General features: G+C 43.8%; 17 protein-coding genes and 2 pseudogenes. 7 read left to right on the top strand and 12 right to left on the bottom strand.

Annotated elements, in window-relative coordinates:
* From N836_RS51855 to N836_RS51845, 3 genes are all read left to right on the top strand, one after another.
* Positions 1-378: orange carotenoid protein N-terminal domain-containing protein (locus N836_RS51855; protein WP_023070895.1), on the top strand; the 378-nt coding region annotated here is incomplete at its 5' end.
* A gap of 269 nt (positions 379-647) precedes the next feature.
* Positions 648-2,048, top strand: a complete 1,401-nt coding sequence (locus N836_RS51850; protein ID WP_023072714.1) for an MATE family efflux transporter — start codon at positions 648-650, stop codon at positions 2,046-2,048.
* Between the two features lie 47 nt (positions 2,049-2,095).
* Positions 2,096-2,353: a TIGR03643 family protein gene (locus tag N836_RS51845; protein ID WP_031292700.1), complete on the top strand. Its 258-nt coding sequence runs from the start codon at positions 2,096-2,098 to the stop codon at positions 2,351-2,353.
* A 105-nt stretch (positions 2,354-2,458) separates the two neighbouring features.
* On the opposite strand, the gene N836_RS74610 is transcribed toward N836_RS51845, so the two are convergent.
* The 7 genes and pseudogenes from N836_RS74610 to N836_RS51825 form a co-directional block, all read right to left on the bottom strand.
* Positions 2,459-2,641: a DUF2256 domain-containing protein gene (locus N836_RS74610; protein WP_071789047.1), complete on the bottom strand. Its 183-nt coding sequence runs from the start codon at positions 2,639-2,641 to the stop codon at positions 2,459-2,461.
* A gap of 17 nt (positions 2,642-2,658) precedes the next feature.
* The gene (locus N836_RS77550) at positions 2,659-3,210 is read right to left on the bottom strand and encodes an FAD-binding domain-containing protein (RefSeq protein WP_235071091.1); all 552 of its coding nucleotides are present in this window, start codon (positions 3,208-3,210) and stop codon (positions 2,659-2,661) included.
* Positions 3,211-3,262: 52 nt separating this feature from the next.
* A complete protein-coding gene (locus N836_RS77545) occupies positions 3,263-3,568 on the bottom strand; it encodes a deoxyribodipyrimidine photo-lyase (RefSeq protein ID WP_023072711.1) in 306 nt (101 codons plus the stop codon).
* Positions 3,569-3,599: 31 nt separating this feature from the next.
* Entirely contained in the window at positions 3,600-3,983 is a 384-nt protein-coding gene (locus tag N836_RS78050; protein ID WP_327058698.1) for a DUF3598 family protein, read from the bottom strand.
* Between the two features lie 99 nt (positions 3,984-4,082).
* A pseudogene (locus N836_RS78045) lies at positions 4,083-4,352 on the bottom strand (DUF3598 family protein); the annotation flags it as partial.
* Between the two features lie 520 nt (positions 4,353-4,872).
* Positions 4,873-5,088 (bottom strand): hypothetical protein, encoded by a 216-nt coding sequence (locus tag N836_RS51830; RefSeq protein ID WP_023072709.1) that lies wholly within the window; start codon positions 5,086-5,088, stop codon positions 4,873-4,875.
* 64 nt (positions 5,089-5,152) lie between these two features.
* Positions 5,153-5,332: an NblA/ycf18 family protein gene (locus tag N836_RS51825; protein WP_023072708.1), complete on the bottom strand. Its 180-nt coding sequence runs from the start codon at positions 5,330-5,332 to the stop codon at positions 5,153-5,155.
* Positions 5,333-6,135: 803 nt separating this feature from the next.
* Between N836_RS51825 and N836_RS51820 the strand changes: the two genes are divergently transcribed.
* Together N836_RS51820 and N836_RS0137995 are read left to right on the top strand one after the other, a co-directional pair.
* Positions 6,136-6,510, top strand: a complete 375-nt coding sequence (locus N836_RS51820) for a rhodanese-like domain-containing protein (protein WP_023072707.1) — start codon at positions 6,136-6,138, stop codon at positions 6,508-6,510.
* Between the two features lie 166 nt (positions 6,511-6,676).
* Positions 6,677-7,399: a lysophospholipid acyltransferase family protein gene (locus N836_RS0137995; protein WP_031292699.1), complete on the top strand. Its 723-nt coding sequence runs from the start codon at positions 6,677-6,679 to the stop codon at positions 7,397-7,399.
* A gap of 466 nt (positions 7,400-7,865) precedes the next feature.
* On the opposite strand, the gene N836_RS51815 is transcribed toward N836_RS0137995, so the two are convergent.
* The 5 genes from N836_RS51815 to N836_RS51795 form a co-directional block, all read right to left on the bottom strand.
* The gene (locus tag N836_RS51815; protein WP_200867410.1) at positions 7,866-8,642 is read right to left on the bottom strand and encodes a UbiA family prenyltransferase; all 777 of its coding nucleotides are present in this window, start codon (positions 8,640-8,642) and stop codon (positions 7,866-7,868) included.
* Positions 8,643-8,801: 159 nt separating this feature from the next.
* Positions 8,802-9,272, bottom strand: a complete 471-nt coding sequence (locus N836_RS51810) for a hypothetical protein (RefSeq protein ID WP_023072704.1) — start codon at positions 9,270-9,272, stop codon at positions 8,802-8,804.
* Positions 9,273-9,304: 32 nt separating this feature from the next.
* The gene (locus N836_RS51805) at positions 9,305-9,769 is read right to left on the bottom strand and encodes a peroxiredoxin (protein WP_023072703.1); all 465 of its coding nucleotides are present in this window, start codon (positions 9,767-9,769) and stop codon (positions 9,305-9,307) included.
* Between the two features lie 47 nt (positions 9,770-9,816).
* Positions 9,817-10,089: a hypothetical protein gene (locus N836_RS51800; protein ID WP_023072702.1), complete on the bottom strand. Its 273-nt coding sequence runs from the start codon at positions 10,087-10,089 to the stop codon at positions 9,817-9,819.
* A gap of 207 nt (positions 10,090-10,296) precedes the next feature.
* On the bottom strand, positions 10,297-10,440 hold the full coding sequence (locus tag N836_RS51795) for a chlorophyll a/b-binding protein (RefSeq protein ID WP_023072701.1): 144 nt from the start codon (positions 10,438-10,440) through the stop codon (positions 10,297-10,299).
* 758 nt (positions 10,441-11,198) lie between these two features.
* Here N836_RS51795 and N836_RS51790 point away from each other — a divergent pair.
* Positions 11,199-12,047, top strand: a complete 849-nt coding sequence (locus tag N836_RS51790) for a bacteriorhodopsin-like (RefSeq protein ID WP_023072700.1) — start codon at positions 11,199-11,201, stop codon at positions 12,045-12,047.
* Positions 12,048-12,310: 263 nt separating this feature from the next.
* Positions 12,311-12,849 (top strand): annotated as a pseudogene (locus tag N836_RS51785) (IS4 family transposase); the annotation flags it as partial.

Here is a 12,849-nt window from a genome sequence, read left to right as displayed (position 1 = left end):
GAAAACATGGGAGGCTTAGTGACGCCTGCGGCTTCTGGCGCAACAGATCGGATCAAATTAGCCGGAGATTTAATCTATCAAGTGGCTAATCTATCTCATGAAGAGCAACTGCAATTTATGCGCGATTTAGTCGCAGGAACTAACAATGCCATGACTCGAGATTACGGATGCCTGACTAGCAACAACAAACTGGCATTTTGGTATCAGTTAGCCGAGTGGATGCGCTCTGGAGATGTTGTTCCAGTACCGCAGGACTATCAGCTCTCTGCACCGGCAACAGCAGTCCTGAATAAGCTCATAGTACTGGGTTTCAATCAACAGATTGCAGTCCTACGCCTTATTGCTGGCAAGATGGGCATTAACCCATTAACAGCTTAAAAGTCGGCTTAAGCGCTTATTTTCTAGCAAGCAAGTTAATGCTCACGAGCGACACCAGACCATGCAAATTTATTGGCCTAAATTCCTTTTGAAAATTCTGTTCTGGTTAAGTGCAGAAATAGCATTGACTTGCTTAGGCTTAGACGATTTAGCCGACTATAGCGAATTTCTTCTCCAAGATCGCAATAATTTCTTATCGCCTGCAACACCTATTGAGCTTGTCACTGAAATTTGATAAGCCGCAGCCTGCCAAACCCTCCAACTTAGTAATGCAGTCTTCTCTCACAACAGGTCGAGTTTCTCATCAGCTCCTCAAGCTATCACTTCCCATGGTTTGGGGTGTCTTAGCAATATTGGCGTTTAGTCTGGCTGACACATACTTTATTGCTCAGTTAGGCACGAATGAACTAGCAGCTATCAGTTTTACTTTTCCAGTAGTGTCCATTTTGGCAAGCGTAGCCATGGGCTTAGGCACAGGTGCAGCCTCTGTTATTGCTAGAGAAATCGGTAAAGGGAATCGGCGGAAGGTACAGCGTCTGACTACAGATAGTTTGCTGCTATCTTTCCTTATTGTTGGGATTCTTGCTGTTCTTGGCTTGATGACAATTACGCCTTTATTTGCGGCTTTGGGAGCTGCTCCTGTCCTTCTGCCAATGATTCGTGATTACATGAGCATTTGGTATTTGGGAATGGTTTTCCTGGTTGTTCCCCTGGTTGGTAATAGTGCCATTCGTGCTTCTGGCAATACAATGGTTCCTAGCCTGATTATGACGTTTGCTGCAGCTGCTAACATTGTGGCCGACCCACTGCTTATATTTGGTTGGGGTCCGTTTCCAGCATTAGGTATTCAGGGGGCTGCCTTGGCAACGGTGCTTTCACGTGCGGGTACTCTCGTCGCATCTCTTGCCTTCCTTCACTTCCGAGAGCGCTTATTACTGTTTACCTTGCCAAGTTTGGCAACACTAGCGAAAAGTTGGTATCGCCTTTTATTTATTGGTGTGCCTGCAGCCGCAACTAATCTAATTTCACCCTTGTCTGTCGGAGTTATTACAGGGTTGATGGCCCGTTATGGTGCTGAAGCCGTGGCTGGTTTTGGGCTAGCATCACGGATAGAGGCCGTAGCCCTAATTGTACCTTTGGCAATTTCAGCCAGTATTGGTCCTTTTGTTGGGCAGAATTGGGGGGCTCAAAAATACGACAGGGTAAAGCATGCACTTCGACTAAGCTTCTCTTTCTGCCTGGGTTGGGGAGCTATCATTTGTGTCTTGCTGGCAATGTCGTCATCTCAAGTCATTGCTTGGTTTGATGGTAATCCTGACGTCATCTCTAGTGCCAGTATTTATTTAACACTTGTGCCTATTAGCTATGGTGCCCTGGGAGTCGTTTTGACGGCTAGTTCAGCATCTAACGCTTTGGGAAAGCCAATTCCAGCTATGGGAATGTCGTTATCTCGGTTGTTGCTTCTTTATATTCCATTAGCCTACTTGGGTAGTCAGTTATTTGGAATTACCGGTATTTTTGGTGCTGCCTGTGTGTCCAATGGAATGGTTGGTCTGGGAGCTTGGCTATGGCAATCTCGCTTGATTAGCCCTCTTCCCATAGCAACATCAGAAAAAAAATTGCAGCTTTGCCAGAGGTTGCCGCTCGGTAGCAGGCATGGCCTAAGATAATGACTTCTGATTCCTTGCTTTGGTGCAACACTAAAGAGACCCCTTTAATGAAACTTTCTGGTCTAAATTCCGATACTGTTAACCGAGTCATCGAAATGGCCTGGGAGGACCGCACTCCCTTTGAAGCTATTGAGCTGCAATATGGCCTTAAGGAAAAACAGGTCATTACTCTGATGCGGCAAGAAATGAAGCATTCCAGTTTCAAGATGTGGCGCAAGCGTGTTACTGGTCGCAAAACTAAACATTTGCAGCGGCGGAGCTTTGACAGTGGACGCTTCCGTTCGCAAAATCAAAAGGGTTCATAAATAGCATCACTAACTGGGGAAAGTAGCTCCAGCTATGGGGATGTCGTTATCTCAGTTGTTGCTTCTTTATATTTCCTAATTTCCCAAGTCAGTACTTTAGGAAAGTTACGAATCAGAATCTGGTCTCTCTTTGTCAGTCTTGACGTTTGAGCGGCGGCGGCGACACCGATCCGAGCAATATTTTACTTCCTCCCAACAGTCGGCCCATTTTTTGCGCCAACTGAAGGAACGATTGCAAACGGGACAAACTTTTGTGGGAAGGTTCGATTTAGAGCGCTGACGTGCCATATTTTCCAGGGAGTTTGTTATCTAGTGAATGCAGAATTGTAAAGTCGCTCGTTTGACTTTATGGACTTAAAGAAGTCTACAACTGGGCGCGGGTAATCTATGCCTAATTGACATTGATATCTTTTCTGCTCCTCCATAGTTAATTTCTCTGGCTGGTGAACTTTATCTTCAGGAATTTGCATAAGTTCTGGCAGCCAATGTCTGATGTAGTCACCAGTGGGATCGTACATACTGGATTGCTTGAGAATATTGAAGTATCGGAAGCCTCGTGCATCATTGCCAACACCTGCAGCGTAGTTCCAATTTCCCCAATTACTACAGGCATCGCAGTCAATCAATTGAGATTCAAACCATTCTGCTCCCATCTGCCAGTTAATTCCCAAATTTTTAGTGAGAAAGCTGGCAACGTTTTGTCTGCCTCGATTAGACATAAAGCCAGTAGCCGCTAGTTCTCGCATGTTTGCGTCAACTAATGGAAAACCGGTCTTGCCCGCTTGCCAAAGTTGAAATCTTGGCCAGTCTTCCTGCCAAGCAATCGTTAATCGTTGCAATCCAGAGCGGTAAAAAATGCGATCGCCATGTTTTGCACAAATGAAACGGAAAAAATCTCGCCATAATAGTTCAAATATTAACTGCTTTGATGTTGAACTGCCGGGCGAGTTGTGGAATCACGTCCTCGGGTAAGCCATATCGGATAATTAGGTTACTGCCCAACTGTTTTAGCGAATGGCGCAAATCGGCTACGCTTTCAAGCAAAAACTGTCCTCGAAAAGCTCCAGTCTTTGGGAAACCAAAAGAAGTCGTGGAAGAATGACGTGGAGCAAAGCAATAGACTGGAATAACCTGAGCGTCTTGCTGAAGTGCACGATGCATTGGCTCATGGTCATGCAGGCGTAAATCATTGCGATACCAAACTAAATTGCTCATCCGTAAGTGCAATATCTAGACTTCAAAAAAACTATCTGACTCTGTGTTCAATCACATGGGTTGCGCTCACCCACTCACCTTTTTCGTTGTAATTACGAATCAATCGTTGACGTTCATTGTCTGTCACTAGCCAACCTAACTCAACAAAGAACGCTTGCCGGAGTTTGAGGCGCAGAGGGGTATTACTGGACGTTCCATCAGGTAATAATAAAATCTTTCGTGGGGTAGGACCATCTTCAAATTTGAGGATATTACCTGCTATTTGAGCAGTTGATGTAATGGCGCGATCGCCAAACGATAGGGTTTGTTGCAAACGTCCACCGTTGATTTCTTTGACGTCCAAGTGAGTGGTATAGGTCGCAGATGGCTGCCAATCAGAGTAAACCGTCAAAGCTGTCCCTTGCCACTGCCCCACCAACTGTTCAATGGTCAGGGGAGGGCGTTCACGGGCATTGGTGCCTGTACGAAATTCTCGAATCAGGGTAAGACTGTTCAACTCTCCCTGACGATCGTAGAGTTGAACGAAACGCAATCGACGATTTTTAGCGAAAAATCCGTATTTCGCCCCAAATTCACTGAAGGGTGCCAGTTGCAGTGAACCTTTAGAAAAAGCCCCTGTTTCGAAAAATATTGCTTGTTTTCCTAGATAGCGATATTCTTATGAGAAGTCTGAAACGGGAGGTTCACTGTAGCCACCAGAACCAAACCGACGTATCCTGAATTTTACTAACTGATTATCTTCAACTCCTTCCAAGTTAAGAATTGAAGGAGTCGAGTCTAGGATCTCTCCCTCCAGTGAAACTGAGGTAAACGAGCCTTGCCATTCCCCCAGATTTTTTAGTTATCCCAATTGTTCTCCATCATGACTCTGGCGGGTCTCCAAAAGCTAATGAAACTCCTGTTTAGCTATAAAAATACTCTGCTACCTCTGCAATAGTGCCTAAGAAACAAGCGATATTATGTTGAAATATTTGTGGACAAATCACTTATTTCAAGACCTATCTAAATAAGTCTTTCCCAATAGCTTATGTACGAACTGCTTAGAGAATTCGCAAAATAAACATTACAGCAGTTTTTTTAAACTGCTGTAAATCATGCCGATAAAATGCCAAGGCTCGTATCGGTAAAGATGCCTGCCCATTCAACTTTTTCTACTGGGATTTCCTGGGTCGACATCGAGATAAACTCCAATCACAGGGCCGTATGGGCTTTATCTTGAAGAACTTAGACAAGATGACTGCAGAGAATTAACTCAGATTCACCAGCAAGCAATAGATTGGGACAAGTCTTATACCAATTTCTGACTAGAACATTAGCCAGGAGAGAGTTCCGCCTGTTGCTACCATAAAGAGTAACATCCCCTTTACTGGAAAAAATGACACAGCTGATCTTTGATGCTTCGGTCGGCGCTGTAGGGCGGCATAAAAATTTGGCATACCCAGCAGGAAAAAGATAATCGCTAGAGCACTGCTGGTCTGAGGCACCTTCTGTTGCTCCAATCTGAGCAGTTGTGTTGTCATGGCTATCTTCTAAAAATATCGACGGTTGGGCTCTGTAAAAAAATCCAAAAATAAAACCAATGAATTAGCCAATACCCCAAGCTTCTCTAAGGATCTCGCTAAAAGATGCGTTCTGAAAGAGCATTAACTCTTTCAATTGCACGAGTAATGTCTGAGCATCTTCATGGGAAAGCTGCTTAACTTTCTGTTCAAAGGCCTTTAGTTCAAATTGGTGCTCTAAGGAAAGTTGTTCACGGACGCTCATAGCAACCTCAACAGTGATCTTTGACCTTTATAATTGCCAACTTAACACTATGTTACAAGGCTTGCAAGCGCAAAAAAAATATGGTAATCAATTATGCCTATATATCAATCGTAAGTGGTTTAGTGTTAGGTTAAGGTTCTGGGTAAACGCTGCATCTGTTATGTCAGAGTGGCATAGTAACACCAGACTTTTTTTGAATACACACTTTTCCTTAGCAAGGTATTCAACGAATTATTTCCATGACAAAGCCCCCGAAAAAGTTCAGAGGCACTGGGAGTTTGTATGTGTTAGTAAAGTAAGCATACGCAATCGAGATAAGCTCCAATCCCAAGGATGATTTAGCTCAGATTCACCAACAAGCAACAGATTGGCATAAGTCTTTCACCGATGAATAGTTCTACTGCGAACGCCTCATACTGAGCAGGCTTGAGATGTTTCTGGCTCTGTAAAATCAGTCATTGCCGATAGCCTCCATATTTATAAATAAGCCCCTTGGCATTGATGAATTCAAAGCTGTGTTGTGAAATCTGGATGCTGTGAGTTCGAAGCTGATACTGAAAATAAGTTAACTACCCTGAAAGAATCATCGCTCTCGAATTTGAGAAGTTCCTAAGCGTAGCAGAACACATTTTTTTAGTTGAGCTTTACAAAAACGGTTTGATGAGCAAATTTACTTATAGCGCCTACACTAAGTCCATCCAAAAATGTTCATTGTATTGAAATATAAATTAATATTTTCTTTAGATTGCGTTACATTGTAAAAGTACCGCTCCTGATTACAGTCTCTTTGGCTGTTTAACGTTATGCCTACCCCTTCATTCCTTTTTTCAATTCCAGGGCCTCTTAAGGCTCAGTCTACTGTTTCTGACCTCAAAGATCGTCTTGATTGGGGCGAACCTGCTCTGACTATCATTGATGTCAGAAGTAGAGATGCTTTCAACTCAAGTCACATTACCGGGGCAATTCTAATGCCCATGGATGAATTGGTGGTAAGTGTCTCTGCATCTCTTGAGTATGAACGTGACATCTACATCTATGGCAGTTCTGATGAGCAGGCTGCAGAAGCGGCTTGTAAACTCCGTGAAGTTGGGTTCCAAAATGTTTCTGAGCTTACCGGTGGCTTAGCAGCATGGAAAGCAGCTAACGGTGCAATCGAAGGCGCTTTGGTAGCTGCATAGCATTTAAGTCTTTCAGCCAAGTTCTCCTATCTCCTGAAAATCAAGCTCCTCACCATAGCCGAATGGTCTGGTGGGAGCTTGTTTCTTTGCGGATTGCTTTCATAAAACAGGCTTTACAAAGTAGCTCAACTGTTCTTAGTCAAAGTTATATTCATCTGTTTGACTCATGTCCTTTGACTTACCGTTGCACATATCCCACAGTTTGTTGATCACAACAGGCACTCAAGTAAGTGTTCGTCACGCAGAAAGAATTCCGTCCATGGGAGCGATGCTAGTGATTAGCAACCACCGTAGTTTTCTAGACTTACCGCTAGTGATGAACGCGTTGGGCCGTTCAGTAAGATTTGCTTGTCATCACTACATGAGTCAGGTTCCTGTCCTAAAGGAAATAGTCTCTACGTTAGGATGTGTGCCTCTGGATGCGCCTGGCCAGCGTCGGCAGGTCTTTTTTGAGCAAGCGATTGATTTATTACAAGCTTATCAGCCCGTTGGTATTTTCCCAGAGGGAGCACGCCCAATGGTCCAAGCGACTAATCCAAATGAACTTAGCCAATTTCACAGAGGGTTTGCTCATCTAGCACTACGGGTACCTGTGCAAAAGTTAGCTATTCTGCCAGTAGCTATTTCAGCAATTGAAGAGACCATTAGCCCAATGGCACCACTCAAACTATTCAGCTTATTTGATCCATCGGAACCGCTTTTTGACCAGCCTGGTTGGCACCCGTCCGTTAACTATCATCGTGTGAATCTCTCAGTTGGCAGCCCCATTTGGATTACAGATTCTCTTAGAGAACAGTATCAAGGCAAACAGGCAGGGCGCTTGGCTAAGGTTTTAACTCGGTCTTGCTATGGTGAGATCAAGAACCTTTTACGTGAAGGTTTTGCCTAGCACAAATATTTTTTCTAGATACTTAATCTTCTTGAAGAGAGATTTTTAAGCTCACTGCCACTCTAAATGAGTGCTATCTCGATCACTGCAATAGCGTGAACATCGTAACTGCATTTTCACCCTTATATAGCTATTTCAACAAAATTTGAGCATATCCCTTATTGCTGAAAAGGTCTAATGCTTCAAATAGAACTTCACCAATTCATTTAATGAGATCGCTAACTAGACCAATTGCTTACACTGGGCCACAAAGGATAAGTCCAACTACTAAGAAATCTGTAGACGATAAGCAAATTTGCCTTTGTTGCTCAGACATTTTACTTCGGCATGTACGCTCAGGAAAAATTTACTGGTACTGTAGTTATTGTCGCCAGAATATGCCCCAATTTAAGGTGTAGAACGCTTTCCAAATTTACTCAGCTTATTCAGTCCTCCAGAAGCATTTGCCCATGCTTAGGCGCATTCTTCAGATAAGATTTGCCAGCAAAACAATGATACCAGGGATAAACAGGCAGCCGTCTAAACAGATGTTGTACACAGCCCGGGGTGTGTCCGGTTGAATCAGACGCAACGCCGTCAGATTTACCGCCAAGCAGGGAATAACAACTGCAGGCGGCGGCACAGATAGCTGGTGCAGCCATCCCAAACTCACTAAAACAACTGCAAGCACATTCAGCACAGACCAAATCTGCCGGTTTTTGAATACTCCTACAAGTAGAGGTAGAGTCAGCACCCCAGCTTGACGATCCGATTCAAGATCACGAACATCAAAGAGATGTGCGTTTGTACCAATAAAAATGAATAAAAAGAGGCTAGTCAACCCTGCTGAAAGTGTCAGAGATGCCCTTGCATACGCAAGCGGAACAGCCATCAAAGCATAGGTGATAATTCCAGCGACAATCCAAGCTTTTGCTGCTGGGATATCCTTTAAGCGAAATAACTTAATACGATACTGATGTCTCCAAGGGAGTAGTGGCAGTCCATAGACCAGTGATATCAAACCACCCAAGCTAACCATTAAAACTGAACGATTAGCATAATAAAGCAAAATTGCGGTTATGGAGGTTGCAATTAGTATCACAAGCCAGCCCCAGCCTTGTTGAAAATAAGCTTGAGCGTTCTGATCGGGAATCTTTTGCTTGTAGCTATCGGCAATACGATCAAGATTGTAAGGAATCAGTGCCGATGTAAATATCAAAAAGATTGGTTGCCATTGGAAGCTGAGTCCCAAAGAATATTGCACCAGCAATACAAGGGAGGCGAGTCCAGCAGAAGACCAAATACTCGGGTAAACGAGGGCAAACAGAAACAGGCGATATGTCTTCTCGGTGAGCGCCTGATAACGCTTAGCAAACGACTGTGCTGATATATCTAGTGGCATATTGTAAGCGCGATGGAGTTATTAGGAAACAGGGAGTGTCCCTTGTTCAAACTCCGCAGCCGGGGCGGGGCTGTAAAGAGTGACATAGCGGTGATAAAGCTGCATCGTGTCAATTGTTGCATCTTTCTCGCGATCAGAACTACTGCTTGAGCGCATCAGGTTTTGTTGCTTAAGCGCCGTTAGCTTACGCAAGTAAGGAAGATCTTCTAAAAGAGTTAAGCTTGTGGCGAGGCCCAGCACAAAGCGAAGTAAGGATTTAGGCCAAGGCAGATTACTGTAAATATCCACATAAAATCCGTGTGCCTTTTCACTTAAGGGCAGTACATTGAATATCACGTTAATGGTCTTTCCATCACGTACTGGAACCTGAAGTTCGACAGTCAGAGGAGTGTGGAGCGTTAATTCAACGTCAACTGTGTTCTGTCGCCTCAGCCAAATATGTTTGAACCTCAGGTCCACATGGTCAGGATATTCAGCTAGATCAATTAGCACTACTGCAAAATTCGTAGACGCTCTGGGGCCACCTAAATGCGCTGTAATGTTCTCAGAGATTTTTGCACGTGCGCCCGAAAGCCTAGCTGGGAGTCGAAGACACTTTGCACAATGCCTTGCTTATCGATGACATAGATTACGAGACCAGGAAGCACAAACAAAGTAGCAGGTACGCCGTAGAGCTTTCTGACTCGATTGTCTGTGTCACTGAGGAGAGTAAATGGAAGTCGATGCTTATTAGCAAATCTTTGATATGATGCAGGTGAGTCAGCACTGATGCCGATTACCTCCGCTCCTGCTTCCTGAAAAATCTCATAACTATCTCTGAACGCGCAGGACTCAGCGGTACAACCTAGCGTATCGTCTTTTGGATAAAAGAAGAGAACAATCGACTTTTGCCCGAGTATATCAGTAAGATTAACAGACGCGCCGAACTGGCTTGGAAGTGTAAAAGTCGGAGCTCGATCTCCTACCTGTATGGATGATGTGTTGGACATGAGCGTGACTTTCTCCAATCATGCAGAGCTAAACTTGATATTCAAAATCAAGACGTTGAGTTGACCAGTACCCAGCCATAAGCAGCAAAGACCAAAATACCGAAACCGATAAGACTTTGCCCTTGAGCGTTGAACCAATGTCGTAAGATATGCCAGAAGCCGACGAACGCCAGACGTCGTTCTTGGGCAAGTTCGGCCATCAGCTCAGCGACCCTCGAATCTAATTCCTTTAGAGAAACCTCACCCTGCTGATAGCTAGCTTCCAACTCATCTAGCTTTCGCCAGTACGTCTTTGTTGCTTCGAAAAGATTGGGAAACATTAACTTAAAAACCTGAATTTGCCGTTTCCGATAGGCTGCTACCTAATTTGTGCGAAACAGAAGCAAAAAACTGGTCAAAAACTGCAATTGCTCAACTAAATAAGCGATGCAGTCGACCTTCTTTACACATCGCCAAATTAGCGAATGTTATTGAGACTCAGCTTGACCGTTGTAGATACCAGAAAGGTATCCACAACGGTTTCTCTGCTACATCAAACCTAGCTGGGACAGAATTCCTTGGCCGGTCAGTAATTCAGTTGCAATACCGATAATAAAACCGAGCATTGCTAAGCGACCATTCCATGTTTCTGAAGCCTGGGTGAAACCGAGTTTTGTATCTTGATTTTCCATCGTTCTAATCCTTGTTGGGTGAGTTATTAATCAGACCCGAATGTCACCATTCGTTACATATATTGTAAAGAAAAATTTCGATCATGAGGGATAAATGTGCTCATGAGGTCTCATTCAAACTATTTCAGATCAATCCTCCTGAAATTCTCTGACCATAGGTATTGAGGGTGCACCTCAAAGATCAATGCGTCCTCTGCTAGGGAGCAAACAGGTAAGCCACGTCAATAAACATGAATGATTCTTTTCAAAATGATTAGCTTTACTTATGTTAGACGCACATGTAGATTTATTGCGTTAGCTTGGTTTTGTAGATGATTAAAGAAACGAAAATCACATCGACAAACTCAAAAAGGTAATCATCCTTTCACTCCAGAGTTTCTTCCCATCTACGAATTGATTCGGCAATATTTTGTGTTAAGTCATTTTTGGCATGTCGTTTCATCCGAATTGAATGTACTAAATAGCCGATTTTCAGTGTGGTCCTCGCTGTACTCTCTACATATCAGCAAGTCTCATTGTTTTTTGTTTTTCGGCGACTACTAATAGTTACTAGTCACCGAGATTGAGAGTTCACGAATACTTTTTAATGCGTGCAGCGGCAGGAGCATAGCATTATCGATGCTTACTGCGTGATGTTGCAAACAGCTTGGGAATAAGGCTCAAGTTGATCACCGTTTTCTTTGAGGAGTATACACGGCGCTCGACTGGACTGAACTGTTAGTCATGAACAACGTTACACAGTTCTCCAAGTGATAACCATGTTAACAACGCCTTTGGCAGTTCTTCCTGCAGAACTTTCTGCAGGGCAATTTGAACTCGTCTACAACGCCTTTTCCTTTTGTATTGCTGCAATGGCAGCGTCAGCACTCTTTTTCTTCAATGCAAGAGCGCAAGTAGCTGAGAAATATCGGCCTGCTTTATTGGTCTCGGCCTTGGTTGTAAGCATTGCAACCTATCATTATTTCCGAATCTTCAATGCTTGGGATGGCGCATATGCCCTGCAAAATGGTGTCTACGACGTAACAGGTATACCGTTCAATGATGCTTACCGTTACGCGGATTGGCTACTGACTGTACCTCTTCTGTTAGTTGAGGCTGTTGCAGTATTGGCTCTAGCTCCGAAGGTTTCTAAATCTCTGTTGCTTAAATTAGCAGCTGCAGCCATCGTGATGATCGCAACCGGATACCCTGGTGAGATCTCAAACAGCATTAGCACTCGTCTAATCTGGGGAACTATCAGCACCATTCCGTTTGTTTACATTCTCTATGTACTTTGGATTGAGCTTAGCAAAGCCATTGACCGTCAACCGACAGCAGTGAAAGGATTAGTCAATAGCCTGCGTCTATTATTGCTATTGTCTTGGGGTGTCTATCCGATTGCCTATCTACTGCCTGTATTTGGTATCACAGGTGCATCTGCCACTGTCGGCGTACAGGTCGGGTACACAATTGCAGATGTTTTAGCAAAGCCTGTTTTTGGGCTGTACATCTTTGCAATTGCAAAGGCTAAGACTGAAGCAGACAAGGAAGAGTCTACCGGTGAAACAGTAGTCCCTGTCGATGGAGCAGCAATGAAGCCTGCCCTTGAAGGTGCCGTAAACAACTAACTTAGTTGTTTAGCTAATTTCCCCCTCGCGATTGATCTTTCGAGGGGGAATGGTCCATATAAGTCAAATAAGTAAAAGTCTAAAATCGTCGGAGTCACTCCAATGGATAAAAACGAAAAAAACTATTTAGTTGCTGTACTACCAGAACGGATACAAGCTGAGCTTAGAGGGTGACAAGGAACTTCAAGCCTATAGTTGGCAATGATTTGGGAAAATAAAACGGCAAAAAAATAGGGGACTATGGATCCCCCACAAAAAATAAAATGTTGCCTCAAGTATACCAAACGATTTGCCGTAAGCATCTGAACGAGCAGCAGTATCTAACGCTGGAATTAGTGTTACTTTTGATACAAGCGCATCGTCAAGTCACTCTTGGAGCCTTAGCCAGTCTATTTCCTCAACCGATCAAATATGCGAGTCGAAAACGGAACCTGCAACGGTTTTTAGTCCTGCCTCGTTTGAGCCTTAAAGTGTTGTGGTTTCCGTTGCTCAAATATTGGATTCGACAAGCTCAAACGGGGCATCGTCTCAATCGAGAGCATCGTCGTCAGCTAAAAAAAAGACGCATCAGAAGTATGGGTATTGGTTGATTGCGATAGACCGAACGCAATGGAAAGGACGTAATCTGTTTATGGTGACCCTGGTATGGGGGACTCATGCATTACCGCTCTATTGGGAGCTATTAGACCATATAGGCAACAGTAATCTGAGGACCCAAAAACGAGTCTTAAAAATCGCTCTAAAATTATTGAAACCCTATCCAACATTGGTGATAGGAGACCGAGAATTTCATAGTCCCAAA

It is taken from the genome of Leptolyngbya sp. Heron Island J (assembly GCF_000482245.1).
GTDB lineage: Bacteria > Cyanobacteriota > Cyanobacteriia > Phormidesmidales > Phormidesmidaceae > Leptothoe.
This window is presented reverse-complemented; position numbering and strand designations above follow the sequence as displayed.

What these genes read in the sequence shown, in the direction of transcription:
- N836_RS51850 (WP_023072714.1), top strand. Translation starts at nt 648, where the DNA reads ATGCAGTCTTCTCTCACAACAGGTCGAGTTTCTCATCAGCTCCTCAAG.
- N836_RS51845 (WP_031292700.1), top strand. Translation starts at nt 2,096, where the DNA reads ATGAAACTTTCTGGTCTAAATTCCGATACTGTTAACCGAGTCATCGAA.
- N836_RS74610 (WP_071789047.1), bottom strand. Translation starts at nt 2,641, where the DNA reads ATGGCACGTCAGCGCTCTAAATCGAACCTTCCCACAAAAGTTTGTCCC.
- N836_RS77545 (WP_023072711.1), bottom strand. Translation starts at nt 3,568, where the DNA reads ATGAGCAATTTAGTTTGGTATCGCAATGATTTACGCCTGCATGACCAT.
- N836_RS51830 (WP_023072709.1), bottom strand. Translation starts at nt 5,088, where the DNA reads ATGACAACACAACTGCTCAGATTGGAGCAACAGAAGGTGCCTCAGACC.
- N836_RS51825 (WP_023072708.1), bottom strand. Translation starts at nt 5,332, where the DNA reads ATGAGCGTCCGTGAACAACTTTCCTTAGAGCACCAATTTGAACTAAAG.
- N836_RS51820 (WP_023072707.1), top strand. Translation starts at nt 6,136, where the DNA reads ATGCCTACCCCTTCATTCCTTTTTTCAATTCCAGGGCCTCTTAAGGCT.
- N836_RS0137995 (WP_031292699.1), top strand. Translation starts at nt 6,677, where the DNA reads ATGTCCTTTGACTTACCGTTGCACATATCCCACAGTTTGTTGATCACA.
- N836_RS51805 (WP_023072703.1), bottom strand. Translation starts at nt 9,769, where the DNA reads ATGTCCAACACATCATCCATACAGGTAGGAGATCGAGCTCCGACTTTT.
- N836_RS51800 (WP_023072702.1), bottom strand. Translation starts at nt 10,089, where the DNA reads ATGTTTCCCAATCTTTTCGAAGCAACAAAGACGTACTGGCGAAAGCTA.
- N836_RS51795 (WP_023072701.1), bottom strand. Translation starts at nt 10,440, where the DNA reads ATGGAAAATCAAGATACAAAACTCGGTTTCACCCAGGCTTCAGAAACA.
- N836_RS51790 (WP_023072700.1), top strand. Translation starts at nt 11,199, where the DNA reads ATGTTAACAACGCCTTTGGCAGTTCTTCCTGCAGAACTTTCTGCAGGG.